Origin of the sequence: Clostridium sp. MSJ-8 (assembly GCF_018918325.1) — a bacterium.
Lineage (GTDB): Bacteria > Bacillota > Clostridia > Clostridiales > Clostridiaceae > Clostridium.
Window position 1 is genome coordinate 1 of the sequence record NZ_JAHLQH010000053.1, and the last position, 22,886, is coordinate 22,886.

A 22,886-nucleotide genomic window follows, 5' to 3' on the forward strand; every position below is an offset into this window, starting at 1 on the left:
TTATCTTCTAATATATCAACAACTTTTAATTGATTCTTAGGAAAGAAATTTTGTAAATCTATTGATGATTTTGACATATAATACCTCGCATAATTTTTATTTATATATTTATTATATCATAAATACGGATAATTGAGGAAGAACCAAAATTATTTCAATATGCAAAAGAAGAAGGCATAAAACGAGGTATTAAAAAAGTCAGAATAGAAGTGAGAAATGATAATACTCATGCAATTGAATTATATAAAAAGGTAGGATTGAAGATTAGCTCAAAAGCAAGTGAGAGTTCAGTATATATGACAATGGATTTTTCTGATTTTATGGCATAATAGGTGATTGATATGGAAAAGAATATATTTGTTACACAAGCATTTTTACCACCATTAGAAGAATATATAGATATGATAAAACCAATATGGGATAGTCATATTATGACTAATATGGGTAGGTTATATAGTGAATTTGAAAATAAAATAAGAGATTTTTTAGAAGTTTCTTATGCAAGTCTTGCTTTAAATGGGTATATGTCTTTAGAGATGTTGATACAAGCAATGAATTTAAAAGGTGAAATTATTACTACTCCTTTTACTTTTGCTGCAACTACCCATGCTATAGTGAGAAATGGGGCAAAACCTGTTTTCTGTGATATTAGTGAAGAGGATTGTAATATAGATGTTAATAAGATAGAGGAATTAATTACAGACAGAACATCTGCTATTCTTGCAGTTCATGTTTTTGGTAACCCTTGTAATGTTGATGAAATACAAAAAATAGCAGATAAATATGGGCTTAAAGTTGTATATGATGCTGCACATGCCTTTGGAGTAAAGGTTAATGGCAAAGGTATAGGAAACTTTGGAGATGGATCAATATTTAGTTTTCATGCAACAAAACCATTTAACTCTATAGAAGGAGGGACTGCTGTATTCAAAGAAAAGAGTTTATATGATAAATTATATAAACTTAAAAACTTTGGAATTGTAGATGAAGAAACTGTAGATGCGGTAGGAGCAAATGCGAAGTTAAATGAATTTCAAGCAGCTATGGGGTTGTGTAATCTTAAATATTATGAACAAATAAGAGAAGGTAGGAAAAAAATTTCTGAATTATATAGAGAAAAATTAAAAAATGTTCCTGGTATAAAAATTCAAAAAGAAAAAAATGACATTTTGTATAATTATGCTTATTTTCCTATTATGGTTAATGAAAAAGAATACGGATATACTAGAAATGAGTTATATGATAGATTGAGGGAAGAAGGAATATATACTAGGAAATACTTTTATCCTCTAATTACTGATTATGATTGTTATAAAGATGAATATGATTCAAGTGATACTCCGGTAGCACTACATATTTCTAAGAGAATATTAGCTTTACCTATATATGATTCGCTTACTGAAGAGGATGTTTATAGAATATGTGATATTATATTAGGCGTTAATAAGGAGTAAGTATATGAAAACATTTATTAAAGTAATAAATAAAGTAAAAGAAGGTTTCTTAAAGGATATATTTAATGAAACAATATGGATATATCAATTAATCAAGAGATATTCAATGAAGGTAGTTATGTATACAGTTCTAAGTTTGATATCTCTAGCAATAACAATGTTTGTAACTGTAAAAATAGGTGATATAGTGGATTCTTTAGTTTCTAGTAATTTAAGATCTATTATTAGAGCTGGAAGTTTGTATGTTATATTTGGGCTTATTAATGTCATTATTAATATGATAATACAAAGAGTATCATGTACTATTAACCTTAATGTAAAAACAGAAATAAGGATAGAAGTTTTTGATAAGATTATGATTGCAGATTGGGAAGAACTTAAGAACTATCATTCTGGAGATTTATTATCTCGAATTAATGATGATGTAAATAATGTATCTGAAAGTATTATTGGGTGGATTCCAACTTTTATCATAAAGGGATGCCAATTAGTAGTTACTTTAGCTATGATAGTATATTATGATTATTCCTTAGTTTTAGTAATATTAATATGTATACCTATTGTTTTGATTGGATCAAGGATATTCTTACCTAAAATGTATGATAAGAATAAAATGATGCGAGAAATTGATAGTGAAGTTATGTCATTTGATAAGGAGGCTTTTCATAATATACAATCTATAAAATCCTTTGGAGTAGTTAAAGAATTTTGTTATAAGATGAGAGAGCTTCAAAAGAAGTATATTAATATTAACTTGGAATACAATAAGTATTCTATTCTTTCTTCAGGTATAATGTATGTTTCAGGACAGCTTTCAGCTATGATATGTTTAGGTTTTGTAATATATCACGTACATATAGGAAGAATATCTATAGGTACCATGGCATTGTTCATAATGCTAGCAAAATATGCATCAGAAGCATTTCAATCACTTAGTGATTTAGTGCCTAAGGTTATTTCAACTATTGCTTCTAGTGGCAGATTAAGAAAACTTATTAATCTTACAAATGAAGAAAATGACACAATTGATATTAAAGAACTTCGTAGAGAAGTAAATCAAGAAGGAGCAATAATAAAAGTTGAAAATATGAGTTTTACCTATAAGAATGGAATAAATGTATTTGAAGATGTTTCTATAGAAGCTAAGTCAGGCGAAATAATAGCATTAGTCGGTCCTTCTGGGGAAGGAAAGACAACTATGTTAAGGATACTACTAGGATTAATTAAGGTTACAAATGGAGAAGCATATATAACATCTAGAAAGGGTAACTTCAATAAAGTTAATATAAGCCCTAGCACAAGAAAGCTTATAGCATATGTACCCCAAGGAAATACTATGATGGCAGGTACTATAGCTGACAATATGCGAATAATTAATAAATATGCTACAGACGAAGAGATAATAGAAGCTTTAAAGAAGGCTTGTGCTTATGATTTTGTTTCATCATTACCAGATAATATCAACCATAAAATAGGAGAATCAGGTATAGGTTTCTCTGAAGGACAAAACCAAAGATTATCAATAGCTAGAGCATTGCTTAGTGATGCACCAATACTTTTGTTAGATGAAGCAACATCAGCATTAGATGTAGCTACTGAGCGTAAGATAATAAATAACATAATGGTTCATGATGAAAAGCATATATGTATATTAACAACTCATAGACCTACTGTATTATCATTATGTGATAGAGTGTACAAGATATCTAATAAGAAGATAAAAGTAATAGATGATGAAGAGGTATCTGAACTTATAGAGGAATTCTAAGGAGATTATTATGAAAAAAAAAGTTAGTGTAATTATGATTACATATAATCATGAAAGATTTATAAAAAAAGCTATTGATAGTGTGCTTATGCAAAAGGTGAATTTTTCATATGAACTTATAATAGCAGATGATTGTTCTCCAGATAATACTCAAGATATTATAAGAGAATATATGAAAAGTAATGATAATATTGTTCCTATTCTTAGAAAAAAGAATATAGGTATTTCTCTAAATGTTCTAGATGCAATAGAGCATGCAACAGGAGAATACATAGCTTTTTTAGAAGGTGATGATTATTGGATTGGTGAGAATAAGCTACAGAAACAGATTGATTTTTTAGATAATAATAGAGAGTATGTTTCAATATCAGCTGAAAGTACGGTTGTTAATCAGTATGATGAAGTTACAGATGAAAAGGCATGGAGATTTACTATAGATGAAAATGAATATAAGATAAGTAATCTTGAGAAACTACAATTACCAGGGCAGATGTCTACTATGGTTATGAAGAATTATAAAGCAGATATAAAAGAAGCAGTTAATAAAGTTAAGAAGTGCAGATTTTGTCCATTAGATACAGTATTACCATTATTATTATTATCAAAGGGAAAAATGTATGTAATGAAAGAAATTTTAAGTGCATATAGACATTTTGTTGAAGAGAATGGAACAAGTTGGTCATCAAATAATGATTTAAATAGAACAAATAATTTTATATTTTTCTTTTTAATAATTAAAGATGTTGAAAGATGTGGAAGAATATTAGGATATTCACTTAATTTTTTAGATGAAAAGGTTAAATATTATAATATGGCCTATGATGCAATAAAGAAGTATCATTCAGAGAAAGCAATACTTATGTGCTTGGCAATGTTTGTTTTAGAAAAACATAGAATAAAACTTTTAAGAGCCGCAAGGGATAGAAGAAGGAGGTTGTAAATTATAGATGATAGTTGGAATTATGCAACCATATTTTATGCCATATATAGGATACTTTCAATTAATAAATGCAGTAGATGTATATGTTATATATGATGATGTAAATTATATAAAAGGTGGTTATGTAAATAGAAATAGTATATTGGTAGAAAATAAACCAGCATATATTAATGTGGAGTTAAAAAAAGCTAGTCAGAATAAACATATAAATGAAATAGAAATAACTAATAATATTAAACATAAGAAGAAGTTAATTAAAACTATTGAAAGGAGCTATAAAAAAGCTCCTTATTATAAAATAGTTTATAAAATGTTTTGCGATATTATAAATAGAGAATATAGCAATTTAGCCGAAATAAATGTATATTCTATAAAAAGAGTATGCGAATATTTAGGAATAAAAACAAAAATAATATTATCTTCAGATTTAGATAAGGATAATAGTTTAAGAGCACAAGAAAAGATTATAGACATATGTAAAAGATTAGATGCAGATAAGTATTATAATGCAATAGGGGGAAGAAAGTTATACAATGAAGATGAGTTCTTAAAAAATGGTATAGAATTAAAATTTATTAAGACTAAGGAGATTATCTATAAACAGTATAAAGATGAATTTATAAATAATCTATCTATACTAGATGTGATGATGTTTAATTCACCTAAGCAGATAAAAGAATATTTGAATATGTATGATTTAGTGTAATTATTTTAGTTTTTATTAAGAATAAAAATCCAATGTTTTTTGTTTTGTCAAATAACATTGGATTTTTCATTTAATAAATTACATTTTAATTTTTGTTCTTGTAATTAGAATGTGATTTATTCTTAGATAATTTTTTATTATATGAATTATTAGAGTTATTATGCTTATTGTGTTTATTATTTCTAGGCGGATAAGGCGGAATTAAGCATTCCTTAGAAGTTCCAATTAGGTCTTGTCTTCCAGCCTTTAGTAATGCCTTTTTTACAATTTCATAATTTTTTGGTACAGCAAATTGAATAAGTGCACGTTGCATATTTTTTTCTTCTTGAGTTTTAGGTGTATATATCTTCTCTCCTGTTAATGGGTTGAAACCAGTATAATATATAGTAGTAGATAAGCTACCTGGTGTAGGATAGAAATCTTGCACTTGTTCAGGTGTATATCCCATCTTTTTTACATATTGAGCTAATTCTATAGCAGCATTTAAATCTGATCCAGGATGAGATGACATAAGGTAAGGTACTAAGTATTGATTCATCCCAAGTTTTTTGTTTATTGCAAAATATTTATTTACAAACTTATCATAAACTTCACGAGTTGGTTTTCCCATTTGTGCTAGTACTTTAGGAGATACATGTTCTGGAGCTACTTTTAATTGTCCACTTATATGGTGTTTACATAAATCATAGAAAAATGATTCATTTTTATCATGTATCAAATAATCATACCTTATTCCTGAACGAATAAATACCTTTTTTATACCTTTAATATTTCTAACTCTCTTAAGAACATTATTATATTCAGTATGATCAATAATAAGATTTTTACAAGGTTTAGGGAACATGCATTGTTTATTTTTACATGTACCAAACTCAATTTGTTTCTTACATGCTCTATGCCTGAAATTAGCAGTAGGCCCTCCTATATCATGGATATATCCCTTGAAGTCAGGAAAAGTTGTAAGTAGTTTTGCTTCATCAACAATCGAATCTGCGTTCCTAGTTTGAATAGTTCTTCCTTGATGAAATGTAAGAGCACAGAAAGAACATGATCCATAACATCCTCTATGACTAGTAATAGAAAATCTTACTTCTTTTATTGCAGGAATACCACCATCAGCTTCATATATAGGATGATATGTTCTCATAAAAGGTAAATTGTATGTAAAATCCATCTCTTCATTGCTTAATGGTAATTGTTGAGGATTTTGCACTAAATATCTATCGCCATGTTTTTGAATTATGCCTTTACCTACTATAGGATCTTGTTCGTAATATTCATTCTTATAAGCTTCTCCATAAGCTTTAGTATCACTAGCAACTTCTTCATATGAAGGGACTTCTATATAATCAGTTAAATTACTTATATCTTTAGTAATGTAACAAGTTCCACGTAGAGTAGTCATCTTATCTATAGATGAACCATATCTAAATAATTCTGCAAGTTGAATTATAGTTTTTTCTCCCATTCCGTACATAAGTAAGTCTGCTTTTGAATCAAATAAAATACTACGTCTAACTTTATTAGACCAATAATCATAGTGAGCAAATCTTCTTAAACTAGCTTCTATACCACCTATGGCTATAGGGATATCCTTATAAGCTTCTCTTATTTTGTTACAATATACTATTACAGCTCTATCTGGTCTATATCCTGATTTTCCTCCAGGAGAATACAAGTCATCATGACGTCTTTTTTTAGCAGCAGTATAATGATTAACCATGGAATCTATATTTCCTGAGTTAACAAGAAAAGCATATTTAGGAGCACCTAATTTCATGAAATCTTTAGTATTATTCCAATTAGGTTGAGCTATTATTCCAACAGTAAATCCTTGTGATTCAAGTGTTCTACCAATAATTGCAGTACCAAACGAAGGGTGATCAACATAAGCATCACCAGTAACAATTATAAAGTCTAGTTGTTTAATATTTCTTTTATCTAAATCAGCTTTGCAAATAGGCATAAAATCTTTTGCTAAATTCATCTACATATACTCCATTCATTATAAAATATAATCTATCTTAACATAGTAATTATAACATTACTATATTAAGAATATATATGTTTTAGTTTAAAGAATAAATTAACAATTTTATTAAGGAATATTGCCAATAAAAAAATGTTTACTTTTTAATATAGTATAATATAATGATAGTATAGAAGTGGATGATAAATGTAGGAATTCTACGCTTATTATTCACTTTTAGATGTGTAAAAAAATAATAAAGGTGGTGCAAAGATAATGGAGGATGGACCTCATAGTAGTACTGATAAAACAAAACTGAATAATCTTCTAAGAGGGATTCTTTTATTATCTTATTAATATATAAATAATCCTTCTTAGAAGCGTAAGGAGGATGCATAAAAATGAAGAAGCTATCAGTATTCCTATATACAGATATATTAGGCAAGAAAGTATATGATGAATTTGGTGATGTATTAGGAGATTTAAGAGACATATATGTTACAACAGATGATGGATATCCAAGAGCGATAGGATATAAGGTAAAGAGAGGTAGCTCAATATATAATTATGAATTTAGAATAATTAATTTTTTTGATGATAATGGCAAGATTATTATTAAGACAAAAGGCAGCAGAGAGATACTTACGAGAAGATATTCTTATTTATTATCTGAGAATTTGATGAATAAGAAGATAGTAGATATTAATGGTAAACAGGTTGTCAAGGTAAAAGACTTAAAAGTTGTAGAAATTGCAGGAGAATACAAGGTCGTTGCAGTAGAAGCTGGTAATCTTGGAAGGTTTAAATCACGTAGGTTATCTCAAATTAGTAAGATGTTATATAAGGCATTAGGTAAGGAATATGAAGACAAGATAATACCGTGGGAAGACGTAGAATCATTAGATCTTAAAAATAATAATCTTCAATTATCTAATTCATATAAAAAGATTTCATCATTGCATCCAGCTGATATTGCGGATATATTAGAGGATCTAGATGAGGGTGAAAGAAAGAAAGTATTTGAATCATTAGATGAAGATTTAGCAGCAGATACATTTGAAGAAATCGATGATGAATATAAGAGTAGTATTATAAAGGAACTATCAGAAAGCAAAACAGCAGAATTATTAGAGAATATGGATAATGATGAAATTGCAGACCTTTTAGATGGATTAGAAGAAGAAGAAAAAGAAAAAATTCTTGTTAACCTAGAAAAAGATGATGCAGAAGAAGTTCAAGAATTAATGAAATATGAAGATGAAACTGTTGGTAGTATTATGTCTAAGGAATTTGTATCTTTTAATGTAGATGTTTCAATAGAAGATACAATAGATATAATAAAAGAAATGGATGTAGATGAAGAAGCATTATATTGCATATTTGTAGTAGATGAAGTAGAGAAAGTAAAAGGAACAGTTAAAATACAAGATTTATTACTTAAAGATAAAAAATTATTATTAAAGGATGTAATGGATGATAAAGTAATAGCAGTTAACCATTCAGAAGCTATAGCAGAAGCTATAGAACAGATAGCTAAGTATGATTTGTTATTAACACCAGTTGTTGATGATGAAGAAAAGTTAGTAGGAGTGGTACTTATTCATGATATTATAGATGAATATTTATATCCTTTATGGAAGAAAAAGAATTAAAAATACATTTATTTGATAAAATAACATGTTGACAAAATATACTAAGGGAATATAATAATAGTATAAACCTTAGTAAAACAGTAGGAATTAAAACGGTGAAGAAGGAAAGTAATATTAAGGAAGATTTCAGAGAGAAGAGGATGCTGAGAACTCTTTATCGGAACTAATATGAAGTGCCCTTTGGAGTTAGAACCTGAAATTATAATTTTATTTATAATAGTAGGGGTATCGGGTTCACCCGTTATAGTGATATATGACATATGTGTGTCTGATAGAAGAGTGGGATTTATTATTAAATCCAATTAGAGTGGAATCACGGATATTAACTTCGTCTCTATTATATAGAGATGGAGTTTTTTTATCTTATAGGAAAATATAATAAATTTAATATCTAAAAAGGTGCGAGTTTTTATCTGTATTAATTTATATAAGTACAAGGTTTATAAATATAAATGTAATTATTAGGAGGATGTAAATATGATATACAACAATGTTATAGAAATGATAGGAAATACACCATTATTAAAGCTTAATAGATTAGTAGATGAAAATAGTGCTGATGTATATATGAAATTAGAAAAAGGAAATCCAGGGGGAAGTATAAAGGATAGAGCTGCTTTAGGAATGATAGAAAGAGCTGAAAAAGAAGGTAAGTTAAGAAAAGGAATGACTATAATAGAACCAACTAGTGGAAATACTGGTATAGGACTTGCTATGATTGGTAAATATAAAGGTTACAAGGTAAGGATTGTTATGCCAGAAACTATGAGTAAAGAAAGAAGAGATTTGATAAAGGCATATGGTGCAGAACTTATATTAACAGAAGGATCAAAAGGAATGAAAGGTGCTATAGAGAAGGCAAATGAATATGCTAATTCAGACGAATATTTCATACCACAACAATTTGAAAATTTAGCAAATTCACAAAAACATTATGAAACTACAGCAGAAGAAATTTTAAAAGATGTACCAGATGTAGATTATTTTATAGCTGGAGTTGGAAGTGGCGGAACTCTATCAGGAGTTGGTAAAAAATTAAAGGAAAATAAAGAAGATGTAAAGGTAGTTGCAGTAGAACCAGCTTCTTCACCAGTTTTAAGTGGTGGTAATCCAGGAGCTCATAAGATACAAGGAATTGGAGCTGGATTTGTACCAGGAAACTATAATAAAGACGTTGTTGATGAAATTTTCGAGGTATCAGATGATGATGCAATTGAGTATGCTAGAAAAATAGCTCAAGAAGAGGGCGTTCTAGTAGGAATATCTTCAGGCGCAGCTGTATATGCAGCAATTCAAATTGCAAAGAAATTAGGTAAGGGCAAGAAGGTAGTAGCTGTAGCTCCAGATGGTGGAGAAAAATATATATCAATGGGAATTTATGACTAAGGTATTGTTTATGAAGGAGTGAAATCTTTGTTTAATAAATTAAGATATGATTTGGGTAAAGTTGTAGAGAACGACCCAGCGGCTAGAAATAAGTTAGAGGTATTATTATTATATCCATGTGTTCATGCACTTATTGCTTATAGAATAGCACATTTTTTCTATAAGCATAAATTTTTCTTTATAGCAAGGTTGATATCTCAATTATCAAGATTTTTTACAGGAATAGAGATACATCCAGGAGCTAAAATAGGTAGAGGATTAGTTATTGATCATGGTATGGGTGTTGTTATAGGAGAAACAGCAGAAGTAGGAGATAATGTTCTTATATATCATGGTGTTACATTAGGGGGAACAGGAAAGGATAAAGGTAAGAGACATCCTACTGTTGGTAATAATGTAGTTATAGGATCAGGAGCTAAAATATTAGGACCTATAAAGATAGGTGATAATTCTAAGATTGGAGCTAATGCTGTTGTATTAAAAGAAGTTCCTGAAGGAGCTACTGCAGTAGGTATACCAGCAAAAATAATTGTTAGAAGTAAGGCAAAAATTATAGAAATAAAAGATTTAACAGGTAACAAGAAGAAGATATTTAATGATATGGTTATATAGAAAATTAAATATTATATGTTCATAGTTTCATTAAGTATTTACTAATATAATAAAAGAGTAAAGATCCCTAGATGTTATAAACTCACTAAAGTTCAGATAGTATAGCATTTTTAACGGTATCTTTACTTTTTTATTATAAGAAATACTAAATTCTATTATAGATAATTTACTTAAATCAATAATTTGATATTGATAACAGCTAAGAAAATTATGCTATTTTAATTTTAAATTTTATGTATTACAATAAATTTATAAGGAGATGATGGTGGTGAAGCTTTGCATTGTAGTAATCCGAATGGCACAAATAAAATAAAAAAATAACCATTCGGAGGTATAAAAATATGATTCCAAGTTGGAAAATCTATCCCCGTTCTCAAGGGCATAGTACAGTTTATTTAAAAAATATTATTACTTCACCAATGATTGAAGTTGGTGAATATACAATTTATGATGATTTTGTAAATGATCCAAGGGATTTTGAACGAAATAATGTTCTCTATCATTATCCAGAGTGTAATAATGATAAATTAAAAATAGGTAAGTTTTGCTCAATTGCATGTGGGGCAAAGTTCTTATTTAATGCTGCAAACCATACTATAAACAGTTTATCAACATATCCATTTCCTATCTTTTTTGAGGAGTGGAATCTTGATACAGATACAACTTCAATTGCAAAAGCTTGGGATAATAAAGGAGATATTATAATAGGTAATGACGTGTGGATTGGATACGAAGCAGTTATTCTTGCAGGAGTTACAATTGGAGATGGTGCAATTATTGCAAGCCGTGCAGTTGTAACAAAAGATGTACCACCATACACAATTGTAGGTGGAGTTCCAGCAAAGATAATAAAAAAACGATTTGATGAAAGAACGATTGATAAGCTTATAGAATTACGTTGGTGGGATTGGAGCAAAGAAGATATTCGTAGGAATATTAATGCAATACAAAGTGGCAATCTAGATGATATTCAAGTGTAACCTATAATAAATTTTAATTATGAGGAACAACTTGTGCAGAGTATGTACAAGTTGTTCTATTCTATTTTTATTTTAGTTCTAAGTTCAAAGAGGTTTTGTTTCAAAATTTGAGAATAGACATTTAGTGTTAACAACGATATAATTATTATGTTAAAAGAGAAAGGGAAGGTGAATAGGTAGAAATGTTATCACCATTTGCAGTAAAACTAATTGATATTTTACCATATAAACTTGTATTGGTACTAGGAAAAAGGATACTTAATAATTATTTAAAGAAGAATGCTAATATAACAATAGAAGGCTTTGAAAAAATTGAACAAGCTAATAAGCCAATTATATTTGTATGTAATCACTTAAGTAATTCTGATGGAGTTATATTATCTAATATACTAAAAGAAAAATATGATCCAGTATTTGTTGCAGGAGTTAAATTGGGTACAGATCCTATAACTAGAGTTGGAATGGATACATTAAAAACAGTACCGATAAAGCCAGATAGTGCAGATAAAGATGCAATAAATCAGATAGTTAAGTTAGTAAAGGGCGGTGAAAACTTATTTATTTTTCCCGAAGGAACAAGAAGCAGAACTGGTGGAATGATTGAAGGAAAAAAGGGAATAATATTAATAGCAAGATTAACTAAGGCTACAATTGTACCAATAGGATTATCAGGAACAGATATATTACTTCCTGTAGCAAAAGACGGAGATATGGGAGGAGAAACATGGCATCATGCAGATGTACATATTAAGTTTGGAGATCCTGTAGAAATGCCTAAAAAAGATAAAGAAGAAACTAAACATGAATATTCAGATAGATGTTTAGATACTATTATGAGATCTATAGCGAACTTGCTACCAGAATCATATAGAGGAGTTTATAAGTAATAATGAAGCAGAGAACTAAGAAGATTCTAGATATTTTAAAAGAAACATATCCAGATGCAAAGTGCGAACTTAATTATAAGACACCTTTTCAGTTACTAATAGCAACTGTTTTATCTGCTCAAACAACAGATAAAAAAGTAAACAAGGTTACAGAAGTATTATTCGATAAATACCCTGATTTAGAGGCGTTTTTAACATTAGACAATGAGCAATTAGAAGATATAATTAAGGAATTAGGATTATACAAAAATAAATCTAAAAATATAATAATGCTATGCAATAGACTACATCAATGTTTCAATGATACAGTTCCAGATAATATGGAAGATTTGATTACACTTGCTGGTGTAGGAAGAAAAACAGCTAATGTAGTATTATCTAATGCATTTGGAGTTCCATCTATAGCAGTTGATACTCATGTTTTTAGAGTAGCTAATAGACTAGAGCTTGCTAGTTCAGATAATGTTAATGAAGTGGAAGAACAACTAAAAAAAGAATTACCAAAAAAAGAATGGTCTCATACTCACCATTTACTTATATTTCATGGTAGAAGATGTTGTATAGCAAGAAAACCGAAGTGCTCTGAATGTTCACTAAAAAGTTTATGTCATTATAATGCTTGATTTATATGAATATATTAACTCAGTTATATTTTAGTAACTATAATATTACTAGGATATAACTGAGTTTTTTACATCTAGGAAGTTACATCAAATCAATATAATAGACAATATTCAATATTATTGAATTATTAACAAAAAAGACACAGTAAGTTTCTGTATCATATAATAGACAGTTGGTATAATTATAATATAGAAAAATTACTAGATTAGTACTAACTGGAGGTGAGCATCATGTGCCCTAAGTATAAAAAGATAGTGTCAGAAATAGAAAAAGATATTACTAGTGGTATATATAATGATAATAAAAAGTTGCCTACTGAAGATTCATTTGTGAAAAGGTTTAATGTGAGTAGGACAACGGTAAGAAAAGCAATAAACATATTGGTTCAAAAAGGATACATATATCAGATTCAAGGTAGTGGAATTTTTTTAAAGGAATCAGCATTAAAAAATTACATAAACCTAGAAAATACTTATGGTGGAATTATAAAGGATACTGATGACTGTATTGATAGTAAATCTATTAAAATAGAAATTGAAAAAGCTTCAGAAAATGTTGCACAGAAGCTTCAATGTGAACAAGGTGCTGATCTTTATTATGTAGAAAGAGTTAATTATGTTAATAATATTCCTATGAGTATTCAGTATTCATATTTTAACAAAGATATAGTACCTTATCTTAATAATGATATAGTGGAAGCTTCTATAAAAAACTATATATTAAATGATTTAAAACAAAACATTGGATATTTAGATAGGGTAATTTATGCAGATAAATTAAATTATGAACAGGCAAAGGTGTTAAAGCTAAAAAAAGATGATCCTTCATTAATTATTGAAAGTATAGTTTCATTAAGTAATGGTACAATTTTTGAATGGTCTATAGATGTTTATAATTATAAAGAAGCAAGATTTTTGAAGACAGTCAATTGTTGAAATTATATAAATTTATAATATTATAAAGAAATATATCATATCCTTATATTGTAAAAAAACATAAGGATATGATATTTTATTTTGAGAAAAATTATAAAATTAAATCCATACTATGAGAAAAAAATATGGGGGTATGAAAAGTGGTGTTTATCAACTTATGATAATAAAAATTCTAAAGTTGCACATAATGATGAAGAATTAGAAAAATATATAGGAAAAAAGTTAAATATACTCATAAAGATAATTAAGGCAAATGATAACTTATCTGTTCAAATTCATCCAGACAATGATTATGCAAGAAAACATGAAAATGAATCAGGAAAGAATGAGTGTTGGTATATTCTAGATGCACAGGAGAATTCAAGTATAGTATGTGGAGTTAAAGAAGGATTAAATAGAAATAAAATTAATCAATGTATAAAAGAAAATAAATTAGTAGAAAATCTTTTGATAATTCCTATAAATAAATCAGATATAATCAATATACCTGCAGGTACAGTGCATTCGTTAAGTGGTGGTATAAAAGTGCTAGAAATACAACAAAATAGTGATATTACATATAGATTATATGATTATAATAGAGGTAGAAAGTTAGACATAGAGAAGGCATTAGATGTAATTAATTATACTAATTATAATAGTGGTAAAGTTTATGGAGATGAGTTAGAGACTGATTATTTTAAATTAAAGAGATATTCAGTAAATACTAATATTGTATTAGATATAGTAAGTGATGCAGCTATTTTTGTTGTAAGTGGAAATTTAGAGATTAAGTCTTTAAGTGAAAGAATGTTATTATTTCCTAATGATTTAATATATGTTATGCAGCCTAGTAAATATATTGTTGAAGGAAAGGGAGAATTAATATTAGTAACAATATTATAAACAAAAAAGTTATTTAAAGATTTATTGTTAGATAATTTACTTAAATAAAATAATAAGGTACATTATTGGAGTTAAAACTAACAATCCTATACCATTATATAGGGTGAATTTTTTTATATAGTTAGATGGAATAGATTTATTTTCTTTTATGTATAATTTATAAGATATTAAGCTTGCAAGAGAAGCTATAAGTGTACCTAAACCACCTATATTTACACCAAGAAGTAATTCTTTAGAATGAGTGGTAAAGCTTGATAATAATATAGTTGCTGGAACGTTGCTTATTACTTGACTAGACATTATGGATATTAGATAAGTATGAATACTATCGTTTAACATAGAAGACATAAAGCTTACAATAGGTTTTATAGAGGAAATATTGCCTATGAATATGAAGAATGCTATAAATGTTAATAATAATGAATAATCAACTTTAAGAAGTAGTCTTCTATCACAGGCAATAATTACTGTTATAGTTATTAAAAAGGCATAAATATAATTTATAATATTGAAAACTGATAGCAATATTATTAACAATACTATTGAGTATAATACACATCTTTTTTTATCAGTTAGTATAGGCTTAGCTAAAGAAACTGATATTTTTTTAGTATTTTCTTTGCTCATAATAATTAGTATGAATATAAGAGAAACTAACATAAGAGGGAAGGTTATACTGAAGAATTCAGATAGCTTCATATTAAAATGTGAATAGATATAGAGATTTTGGGGATTGCCCATAGGAGTAAGGGTACTACCTAGATTAGCAGCTAATGTTTCAAGTATTATTATTTTCATGTTGTTTATATTACTTTTTTTACAAATTATTATTGTAAGTGGAACAAAAGTAAGAAGTGATACGTCATTTGTAACAAGCATTGCTGAAAAAAAAGTTATAAGCACTAAGGTATATGTAAGACTTTTTTCTGTTTTACACTTAGATAATAAACTAGTAGCAATATAATCAAGTACCTTTAGTTCCTTAAAAGCAGCTATTATTATCATGAGATTAAACAATAATATAAGAACTTTGAAGTTTATATAACTTATTTTTGGAATAGATATAAATGAACTTATTATTGCCAATATAGATGCTACAAACAAAACTATTTCTTTTTTGATAAAATTTTTCATAATTATAAACCTTCCTTAATATACAAATATCTACAGGAAATTGTATACTAAAAAGTTATATTAGTCTATAGAAAAAATATTTTAACCACTGTGTATTTAATATTCAATTTGTGTGGTACTTAATAATATTTTTTTTATAGAATATAATACAATTAAGATAAATAAGAATTAGTAGATATGATTGACGGAGGTTTTTTATATGAAAATAGGCGTTATAATGGGAGGTATTTCTTCAGAAAGAGAAATATCATTACAAAGTGGAGAATCAATAATAGAAAATATAGATAAGACAAAATATGATGTTGTACCAGTTGTTATAGATAAAAAAGAAGATATATTAGAGAAAGCAAAAGGGTTAGATTTCGCTTTATTAGCATTACATGGTCAATATGGAGAAGATGGAACAGTACAATCAGTATTACAAACAATGGGAATACCTTATTCTGGTTGTGGTCCATTAAGTAGTGCAGCTTGTATGGATAAAGATATGACTAAGAGTTTATTAAAGGCAGCAGGTATAAGAACAGCACCTTGGATAAATGTAAAAAAAGGTGAAGAGATAGATTATGATGCAATAAAAGAAATGGGATATCCGGTATTTGTTAAGCCAACACATGGAGGTTCTAGTGTAGCTACATTTATGATAAAGGAAGAAAAAGACATAAAGGCTGCAGTTGAAGAAGGATATAACTGGGATGATGAAGTTATGATAGAAAAATTCATAAAAGGAGACGAAATAACTTGTCCAATACTTGCAGATGAGATGTATCCAGTTGTAGCAATAAAACCAAGTGCAGAATTTGAATTTTTCGATTATACAGCAAAATATGCTGATGGAGGAGCTCAAGAAGTAGTAGTAAATCTAGAAGAAAAACTTCATAAAGAAGTAGAAAAGTTAGCCTTAGCTACTTATAAAGCATTAAAATGTGAGGTTTATGCAAGAGTAGATATGATAGTAACAGAAGAAGGTATACCATATATATTAGAGGTTAATACATTACCAGGAATGACAAAGGCTAGTTTATTCCCTAAGAGTGCAGCAGGTAAGAATATTAGTTTTACAGAATTATTAGATCTTATAATTAAGGAATCGCTTAAAGTATCTAGAGATCATATGAAAAAATAATAATTATATTTTTTGATTAATGTTTATTCCTTTTGTATAATATGATATGAAAATGTAGATAATAATTTAAAGCTATGATAAAGTATTTTGATGCAGTTATTAGGAAGGAAAAACATATGTTAGAAAAATTTAAAAATATATTTAGTGCAAGTGAATTGCTTAAGGGAAAGTTTGGATTAGAGAGAGAAGGATTACGAGTAGATAGTAAATGTAATCTATCAGATAGAAAACATCCTGAAGTTTTTGGAGAGCAATCTAAGAATCCATATATAACTACAGATTTTTCAGAGAGCCAGTTGGAACTTATTACTCCTATATGTGACAATGTGGAGCAAGTGTATAATTATGTTAATGCATTATATGATATAGTAGCATTAGAGATAGGAGATGAATATATATGGCCACAATCTATGCCATGTAATACTCCGGATGATGATAATATTCCAGTTGCATTATATAATGATAATTCTAGTGAGAGAGAATATAGAGAGAGATTGCTTAACAAGTATGGTGGAAAGAAGCAACTTATATCAGGGATACATTTCAATTTCTCTTTTTCAGATAATTTTCTTATGAAACTTTATAGAGAATATAATGTTGACAAGAGTTTTAAAGAATTTAAAAATAATATATATTTGAAGATGGCTAGAAACTATCTTAGATATAGATGGCTTATGGTATACCTATTTGGAAGTACTACAGCTATGCATGAGAGTTATGTGAAGGAATGTGTAGATAGATTAACTAAAGTAGCAGATGAGAGCTATTCTAATGATGGAGCTTTGTCTTATAGAAATGGATGTTGTGGTTATAGGAATAAGACAGAACTATTTCCATCTTATAGTTCAGTTGATAAATATATTGCAAGTATACAATCATTTATTAATGATGGAGTTATTTTGAGTCATAAAGAATTATATAGTCAAGTAAGATTAAAGGCACAAGATAATAAGAATTATTTCGAATCCTTATCTAGAGAGGGAATTAATTATCTTGAGTATAGAACTATAGATATTAATCCTTTTGAAAAAGGTGGAATAAGTCTTGAGGATTTAAAGTTTATGCAAATATTTAACTTGTACTTACTAATTAAAGAAGAAAATTCTTATAAGCTATGGCAAGAAGAAGCTACTCATAATCAATTCATAATAGCTTCACATGGGCAAAATGACATAATACTTAAGAGAGACGGAGAAGATATAAGTAGAATTGATTGGTCTATAGAGATTATTAATGAGATAAGAGATATAAATGTTAATTTAAAACTTAAATTAGATAATGTAATAGATCATATTTCAAATAAAATAAAAGATAGTAAATTAACTTATGCACATAGAATATCAGAATTAATTAATGAAAAAGGTTATATAGATGCACATTTAGAATTAGCACAGAAATATAAAAAACAGGCATATAATAATAGGTTTAAACTAGAAGGGTATGAAGAACTTGAATTATCTACACAGATACTCATGAAAGAAGCTATAAAGAGAGGTATTAAGGTAGAAGTATTAGATAGAAGTGAAAACTTTATATCTTTGAGTAAAGGAAACAAGATAGAATATGTTAAACAAGCTACAAAGACATCAGTAGATAGTTATAGTACAGTACTTATTATGGAGAATAAACTTGTTACCAAGAAGATTTTAAGAAAAAGTAATATAAGAGTTCCTAGAGGTTATGAATTTACTTCGTTTGAAGATGCCATTAATAATCTTTCACTATTTACTAATAAACCTATAGTTATAAAACCTAAGTCAACTAATTTTGGACTTGGTATAAGTATATTTCCAAAAGGAACAACAGAAGAGGACTTAATAAAAGCATTAAATATTGCATTTAAGAACGATAATACTGTGTTAGTGGAAGAATTTGTATCTGGAAAGGAATATAGATTCTTAGTTATAGGTGATAAAGTGGCAGGTATATTACATAGAGTACCAGCTAATGTAATTGGAGATGGACAAAAAACAATTAGAGAGTTAGTAGAAGAAAAAAATCAAGATCCTCTTAGAGGGTATCATTATAGGACTCCATTAGAGAAGATTAAATTAGGAGAAAATGAGGAATTATTTTTAAAGCAACAGAATAAGAATTTTAATTATAAACCTAAAAAAGGTGAAATAGTATATTTGCGTGAAAACTCTAATATAAGTACTGGAGGAGATAGCATAGATTATACAGATGAAATGCCTGAAAGATACAAAAATATAGCACTAGAAGGGGCAAAATCTGTAGGAGCAACTATATGTGGGGTAGATATGATGATAGAAGATTATAGAGATGAAAATTCTAGTTATGCAATAATAGAATTAAACTTTAATCCAGCGATACATATACATTCTTTTCCATACAAGGGAACTGAGAGAAATATTGCTATAGAGATTTTGAAGGTTTTAGGATTTTTATAATATAAAAAATGAAACTTATTCAATAGGGATATGAATAGAATATTCTTATTGGATAAGTTTTGTTTTTAAGAAAATATTAAGATTATATATGTTTCCTTATTAAGAAGTAAAAAGTAAAATAACAATATAGTAACTTGTATATATAGTGATTAATTAGAAAATGTGTATAGAGGTGTTTAATTGTGGAAAAAATACTAATTGTAGATGATGAAAAAGAAATAAGAGATTTAGTTGAAATATACCTAAAAGGCGAAGGATTTAAAACAGTTAAAGCTGGAGATGGAGAAGAAGCATTGAAGATATTAGAAGAGGAAGAAGATGTAGACCTTATAATATTAGATTTAATGATGCCGAAGTTAAATGGAATAGAAGCGTGTTTGAAGATAAGAGAGCAGAGAGATATGCCCATAATAATGTTGTCTGCGAAGTCTGAAGATGTTGATAAGATATTAGGACTTAATATGGGAGCAGATGATTATTTAACTAAACCATTCAATCCATTAGAATTAGTTGCTAGGGTTAAATCTCAGCTTAGAAGATATCACAAGTTTAATTCTAGTAAGAATAGCGATATAGAAGAAGATAAAGACAAGATAATAATAGATGATTTATTAATAGACTTGAATACTCATTCAGTATATGTAGAGGATAGAGAGATAAAATTAACACCAACAGAATTTGATATATTGGTTTTATTAGCACAAAATAGAGGCAAAATATTCTCAATAGAAAATATTTATGAAAGTGTATGGAATCAAGAATTTATGGAATCAGATAATACTGTAATGGTTCATATAAGAAGAATAAGAGAGAAAATAGAAGAAAATTCACGTAAACCTAAATACATCAAAACTGTATGGGGAGTTGGATATAAAATTGATAAATGATAAATTACACAAAATATTAAAAAAAATATATAATTTTAAGATATTCAATCCTATAAGAAAATATATAGATAAGCTGTGGGAGAAAATAGAAAAAAGTATTAGATTTGAATTGATGGCTGTAATTGCTGTATGTTTTGCGTGTTCTGCTTTATTTTATATAATTGCTAATGATAGTTTTTCTAAAAGAGAAGAAGTAGCGGATGTTACTTATGATTATGAATCAATTGAAAGTGAAGCAAAGGACATAATAAGTGAAATAAATCAAGATGTAACAGGTGGTTCGGATTTTTTACAATCAAAATGTAATGAGGCTTATGATTATTATAATGCAAAAGCTTTTATTACTGATCTTGATGGAAAAATATTATACAAGTCAGAAAATGTTGAAGAGGATACTGTAGATATATTTTTATTATTAGCTAATAATGCTAATGTAGATGTAAATAATGGGCAAGAGAAAAGATATATATTTCCATTAACAATTGGAGAAAATAGATATTATTTTATATATTCAGATGTACCTACTGCATCTATAAAATATAATTATTATACAAAAGAAAATTCTATATTAGCTATCTTATTATCATTAGTAGTATTTGCAATATTATTTATAAGTATTACTAATGCCAAGATGAAATATTTAGATGAAATAGCTGATGGACTTAAGAAAATTGCAAATGATGACTTACATTACAGAATAAGAGAAGATGGTAGAGATGAGATACGTAATTTAGCATCTAATATTAATTATATGGCAGATGAGATAAATAGAAAAATTATCGCAGAAAGGCAATCAGAACAAGCTAAATCAGATCTTATTACTAATGTTTCACATGATTTAAGAACCCCTCTAACTTCTATTATGGGTTATATAGGTCTAGTTAAAGAAGGCAAGTATGATGACGAAGATGAGATGAAAGAATATCTGAATATAGCATTTAGTAAGGCAGAGAAGTTAAAAGTCCTTATTAATGATTTGTTTGAATATACAAAGCTAAGTAGTGAAGGAATTAAAATTAATAAAGTTAGAGTTAATCTAATAGAATTTTTATCACAATTATCAGAAGAATTAATGCCTTTATTTGAACAAAATAATCTAGAGCTTGTAAGTTATTATGGCAAAGAAGAAGGTATTCAAGTAGATATTGATCCAGATAAAATGGTTAGGGTATTTGATAATTTATTTACCAATGCTATAAAGTATTCATATAAACCTGGAGTTATTTCTGTAGATGTTGTGAAAGACCAAGGATATGTGACTGTAGTAATAAGAAATAGAGGAGAAAATATTCCTAAAGAAAAGATAGAAAAATTATTTGATAGATTTTATAGAGTTGAAGAATCAAGAAATACACAAACAGGAGGAACTGGACTAGGATTAGCTATATCAAAGAATATAGTTGAATTACATGGTGGAAACATATGGGCTGAATGTTTTGGAGCAGAAATTAGTTTTTTTGTTAAACTTAGAGGTATATAGTTATTTTGTGGAAACTTTTTTGAGATAATAAATAAAATAATAAAGTAAGTTATTATTCAGGAGAAAAATATGCAAAATAAAAATAATAAAAGTCTATTTGGAATAGACATTAATGAGTATAGCCAAGATGTCCAGTTTGAAGTATTAGCTACAACTATTGATTTTTTATACTTACGTTCTTCTGGATCTGGAAGTGGCAGATTTAGAGTTGATAAAAAGTTTTTAGAATATGTAATAAAAGCTAGAGAGTATAATATACCTGTTGGTGCATATCATTATGCTGTTCCATCATATGATTTAAATACAGCAGATAGTCAATGCGATGATTTTATTAATGTGCTTCAACAAGGTTTTGGCTACAAAGATTATGGGGATTTATTTCCAGTTGTAGATGTGGAAACACCTGTTGAGAATAAAATAAGTACAGAAGCACTTATAAATTGGATAGATAGATTTAGAAAAAGATTTGAGAAGAAGACTAGAAGAAGACTTATGCTATATACAGGATCATTTTTTATAGAGATATATAATAATTTCTATATACCAGGAAGAGGTTATCCACTAAAAAATATGCCGCTATGGATAGCTATGTATACAGATATACCTAATAATCCCCCTTATCCTGAAAATCAGGGAGGATGGACTAGATGGAGGATATGGCAATTTAGGGAAAATCTAACGGTAAAAGGGGTTGGAAATACTGTAGATGCTAATTGGGGTCCTGATAATATAGAACTTCTTATGCAACCTAGTATAATCCAGAATTTAAGGGTTATAGACCAAGGAAGTCAACTAAAAATAACATGGGATAGAGTAAATGATGTTGATTTATTAGGATATAATTTATTTGAAAATAATTATTGGATAGGTACTGTTGATGCAAAGGATACAGAGTTTATAGTGAATAAAAATGAACTTCCAGTACCATTTAGAAAAGGAATAAAAATATCAATTGAAGCTTTTGATTATGATGGAGAGACATCTAAGAAAAGAGCAAGAATTGAGGTATAAATGCTAATAATAGAGAAGTAATTTAAGATGGAATTTTTA

Annotated in this window: 20 protein-coding genes and 1 other annotated feature; of the genes, 18 read left to right on the forward strand and 2 right to left on the reverse strand. The window is 27.9% G+C overall.

What is annotated here, in order from left to right:
- Positions 1 to 131 precede the first annotated feature (131 nt).
- From KQI77_RS13230 to KQI77_RS12285, 5 genes are read left to right on the forward strand one after another with little or no spacing between them, the layout of a single operon-like run.
- Positions 132 to 329, forward strand: a complete 198-nt coding sequence (locus KQI77_RS13230; protein ID WP_367397312.1) for a GNAT family N-acetyltransferase — start codon at positions 132 to 134, stop codon at positions 327 to 329.
- A 12-nt stretch (positions 330 to 341) separates the two neighbouring features.
- Positions 342 to 1,454, forward strand: a complete 1,113-nt coding sequence (locus KQI77_RS12270; RefSeq protein WP_216390728.1) for a DegT/DnrJ/EryC1/StrS aminotransferase family protein — start codon at positions 342 to 344, stop codon at positions 1,452 to 1,454.
- Between the two features lie 4 nt (positions 1,455 to 1,458).
- On the forward strand, positions 1,459 to 3,222 hold the full coding sequence (locus KQI77_RS12275; RefSeq protein ID WP_216390729.1) for an ABC transporter ATP-binding protein: 1,764 nt from the start codon (positions 1,459 to 1,461) through the stop codon (positions 3,220 to 3,222).
- Between the two features lie 10 nt (positions 3,223 to 3,232).
- The gene (locus KQI77_RS12280) at positions 3,233 to 4,162 is read left to right on the forward strand and encodes a glycosyltransferase (protein ID WP_216390730.1); all 930 of its coding nucleotides are present in this window, start codon (positions 3,233 to 3,235) and stop codon (positions 4,160 to 4,162) included.
- Positions 4,163 to 4,169: 7 nt separating this feature from the next.
- Positions 4,170 to 4,868, forward strand: coding sequence for a WbqC family protein (locus KQI77_RS12285; protein ID WP_216390731.1), 699 nt, complete (start codon positions 4,170 to 4,172; stop codon positions 4,866 to 4,868).
- An 85-nt stretch (positions 4,869 to 4,953) separates the two neighbouring features.
- Here the strand turns inward: KQI77_RS12285 and KQI77_RS12290 are convergent, their stop codons facing one another.
- Positions 4,954 to 6,855, reverse strand: coding sequence for a YgiQ family radical SAM protein (locus KQI77_RS12290; RefSeq protein ID WP_216390732.1), 1,902 nt, complete (start codon positions 6,853 to 6,855; stop codon positions 4,954 to 4,956).
- Between the two features lie 383 nt (positions 6,856 to 7,238).
- Here KQI77_RS12290 and KQI77_RS12295 point away from each other — a divergent pair, with 383 nt between their 5' ends.
- From KQI77_RS12295 to KQI77_RS12330, 8 genes are all read left to right on the forward strand, one after another.
- Positions 7,239 to 8,489, forward strand: coding sequence for a CBS domain-containing protein (locus tag KQI77_RS12295; protein ID WP_216390733.1), 1,251 nt, complete (start codon positions 7,239 to 7,241; stop codon positions 8,487 to 8,489).
- An 86-nt stretch (positions 8,490 to 8,575) separates the two neighbouring features.
- Positions 8,576 to 8,828 (forward strand) — a binding site (T-box leader).
- A 138-nt stretch (positions 8,829 to 8,966) separates the two neighbouring features.
- Complete coding sequence (cysK, locus tag KQI77_RS12300; protein ID WP_216390734.1) at positions 8,967 to 9,875, forward strand: cysteine synthase A; 909 nt, start codon at positions 8,967 to 8,969, stop codon at positions 9,873 to 9,875.
- Between the two features lie 18 nt (positions 9,876 to 9,893).
- The gene (epsC, locus tag KQI77_RS12305) at positions 9,894 to 10,487 is read left to right on the forward strand and encodes a serine O-acetyltransferase EpsC (RefSeq protein ID WP_216390735.1); all 594 of its coding nucleotides are present in this window, start codon (positions 9,894 to 9,896) and stop codon (positions 10,485 to 10,487) included.
- 341 nt (positions 10,488 to 10,828) lie between these two features.
- Positions 10,829 to 11,467 carry a CatB-related O-acetyltransferase gene (locus KQI77_RS12310; RefSeq protein WP_216390736.1) on the forward strand — a complete coding sequence of 213 codons (639 nt, stop codon included), beginning with the start codon at positions 10,829 to 10,831 and terminating at the stop codon, positions 11,465 to 11,467.
- 182 nt (positions 11,468 to 11,649) lie between these two features.
- Positions 11,650 to 12,354, forward strand: a complete 705-nt coding sequence (locus tag KQI77_RS12315; protein WP_216390737.1) for a 1-acyl-sn-glycerol-3-phosphate acyltransferase — start codon at positions 11,650 to 11,652, stop codon at positions 12,352 to 12,354.
- Positions 12,355 to 12,356: 2 nt separating this feature from the next.
- A complete protein-coding gene (gene nth / locus KQI77_RS12320) occupies positions 12,357 to 12,977 on the forward strand; it encodes an endonuclease III (protein WP_216390738.1) in 621 nt (206 codons plus the stop codon).
- Positions 12,978 to 13,208: 231 nt separating this feature from the next.
- Positions 13,209 to 13,913: a GntR family transcriptional regulator gene (locus tag KQI77_RS12325; RefSeq protein ID WP_216390739.1), complete on the forward strand. Its 705-nt coding sequence runs from the start codon at positions 13,209 to 13,211 to the stop codon at positions 13,911 to 13,913.
- A gap of 81 nt (positions 13,914 to 13,994) precedes the next feature.
- Positions 13,995 to 14,798, forward strand: a complete 804-nt coding sequence (locus tag KQI77_RS12330; RefSeq protein WP_216390740.1) for a type I phosphomannose isomerase catalytic subunit — start codon at positions 13,995 to 13,997, stop codon at positions 14,796 to 14,798.
- A gap of 36 nt (positions 14,799 to 14,834) precedes the next feature.
- On the opposite strand, the gene KQI77_RS12335 is transcribed toward KQI77_RS12330, so the two are convergent.
- Positions 14,835 to 15,932 (reverse strand): SLC13 family permease, encoded by a 1,098-nt coding sequence (locus KQI77_RS12335; protein WP_216390741.1) that lies wholly within the window; start codon positions 15,930 to 15,932, stop codon positions 14,835 to 14,837.
- A gap of 199 nt (positions 15,933 to 16,131) precedes the next feature.
- Here KQI77_RS12335 and KQI77_RS12340 point away from each other — a divergent pair, with 199 nt between their 5' ends.
- From KQI77_RS12340 to KQI77_RS12360, 5 genes are all read left to right on the forward strand, one after another.
- Complete coding sequence (locus KQI77_RS12340; RefSeq protein ID WP_216390742.1) at positions 16,132 to 17,058, forward strand: D-alanine--D-alanine ligase; 927 nt, start codon at positions 16,132 to 16,134, stop codon at positions 17,056 to 17,058.
- 116 nt (positions 17,059 to 17,174) lie between these two features.
- Positions 17,175 to 19,469, forward strand: a complete 2,295-nt coding sequence (gene gshAB / locus KQI77_RS12345) for a bifunctional glutamate--cysteine ligase GshA/glutathione synthetase GshB (protein WP_216390743.1) — start codon at positions 17,175 to 17,177, stop codon at positions 19,467 to 19,469.
- A gap of 182 nt (positions 19,470 to 19,651) precedes the next feature.
- A complete protein-coding gene (locus KQI77_RS12350) occupies positions 19,652 to 20,356 on the forward strand; it encodes a response regulator transcription factor (protein ID WP_216390744.1) in 705 nt (234 codons plus the stop codon).
- Positions 20,346 to 21,836, forward strand: coding sequence for a cell wall metabolism sensor histidine kinase WalK (locus tag KQI77_RS12355; RefSeq protein ID WP_253289458.1), 1,491 nt, complete (start codon positions 20,346 to 20,348; stop codon positions 21,834 to 21,836). Before KQI77_RS12350 ends, KQI77_RS12355 begins: the two co-directional genes overlap by 11 nt.
- Before the next feature lie 69 nt (positions 21,837 to 21,905).
- The gene (locus KQI77_RS12360) at positions 21,906 to 22,847 is read left to right on the forward strand and encodes a glycoside hydrolase family 25 protein (protein WP_216390745.1); all 942 of its coding nucleotides are present in this window, start codon (positions 21,906 to 21,908) and stop codon (positions 22,845 to 22,847) included.
- The last annotated feature ends 39 nt before the right edge of the window (positions 22,848 to 22,886 follow it).

Bases quoted from the DNA above. Each gene is read 5' to 3' on its own strand.
- cysK (WP_216390734.1), top strand. From the start codon at position 8,967: ATGATATACAACAATGTTATAGAAATGATAGGAAATACACCATTATTA.
- KQI77_RS12275 (WP_216390729.1), top strand. From the start codon at position 1,459: ATGAAAACATTTATTAAAGTAATAAATAAAGTAAAAGAAGGTTTCTTA.
- KQI77_RS12360 (WP_216390745.1), top strand. From the start codon at position 21,906: ATGCAAAATAAAAATAATAAAAGTCTATTTGGAATAGACATTAATGAG.
- KQI77_RS12280 (WP_216390730.1), top strand. From the start codon at position 3,233: ATGAAAAAAAAAGTTAGTGTAATTATGATTACATATAATCATGAAAGA.
- KQI77_RS12285 (WP_216390731.1), top strand. From the start codon at position 4,170: ATGATAGTTGGAATTATGCAACCATATTTTATGCCATATATAGGATAC.
- KQI77_RS12315 (WP_216390737.1), top strand. From the start codon at position 11,650: ATGTTATCACCATTTGCAGTAAAACTAATTGATATTTTACCATATAAA.
- gshAB (WP_216390743.1), top strand. From the start codon at position 17,175: ATGTTAGAAAAATTTAAAAATATATTTAGTGCAAGTGAATTGCTTAAG.
- KQI77_RS12310 (WP_216390736.1), top strand. From the start codon at position 10,829: ATGATTCCAAGTTGGAAAATCTATCCCCGTTCTCAAGGGCATAGTACA.
- KQI77_RS12270 (WP_216390728.1), top strand. From the start codon at position 342: ATGGAAAAGAATATATTTGTTACACAAGCATTTTTACCACCATTAGAA.
- KQI77_RS12290 (WP_216390732.1), bottom strand. From the start codon at position 6,855: ATGAATTTAGCAAAAGATTTTATGCCTATTTGCAAAGCTGATTTAGAT.
- KQI77_RS12340 (WP_216390742.1), top strand. From the start codon at position 16,132: ATGAAAATAGGCGTTATAATGGGAGGTATTTCTTCAGAAAGAGAAATA.
- KQI77_RS12295 (WP_216390733.1), top strand. From the start codon at position 7,239: ATGAAGAAGCTATCAGTATTCCTATATACAGATATATTAGGCAAGAAA.
- KQI77_RS12325 (WP_216390739.1), top strand. From the start codon at position 13,209: ATGTGCCCTAAGTATAAAAAGATAGTGTCAGAAATAGAAAAAGATATT.
- nth (WP_216390738.1), top strand. From the start codon at position 12,357: ATGAAGCAGAGAACTAAGAAGATTCTAGATATTTTAAAAGAAACATAT.
- KQI77_RS12335 (WP_216390741.1), bottom strand. From the start codon at position 15,932: ATGAAAAATTTTATCAAAAAAGAAATAGTTTTGTTTGTAGCATCTATA.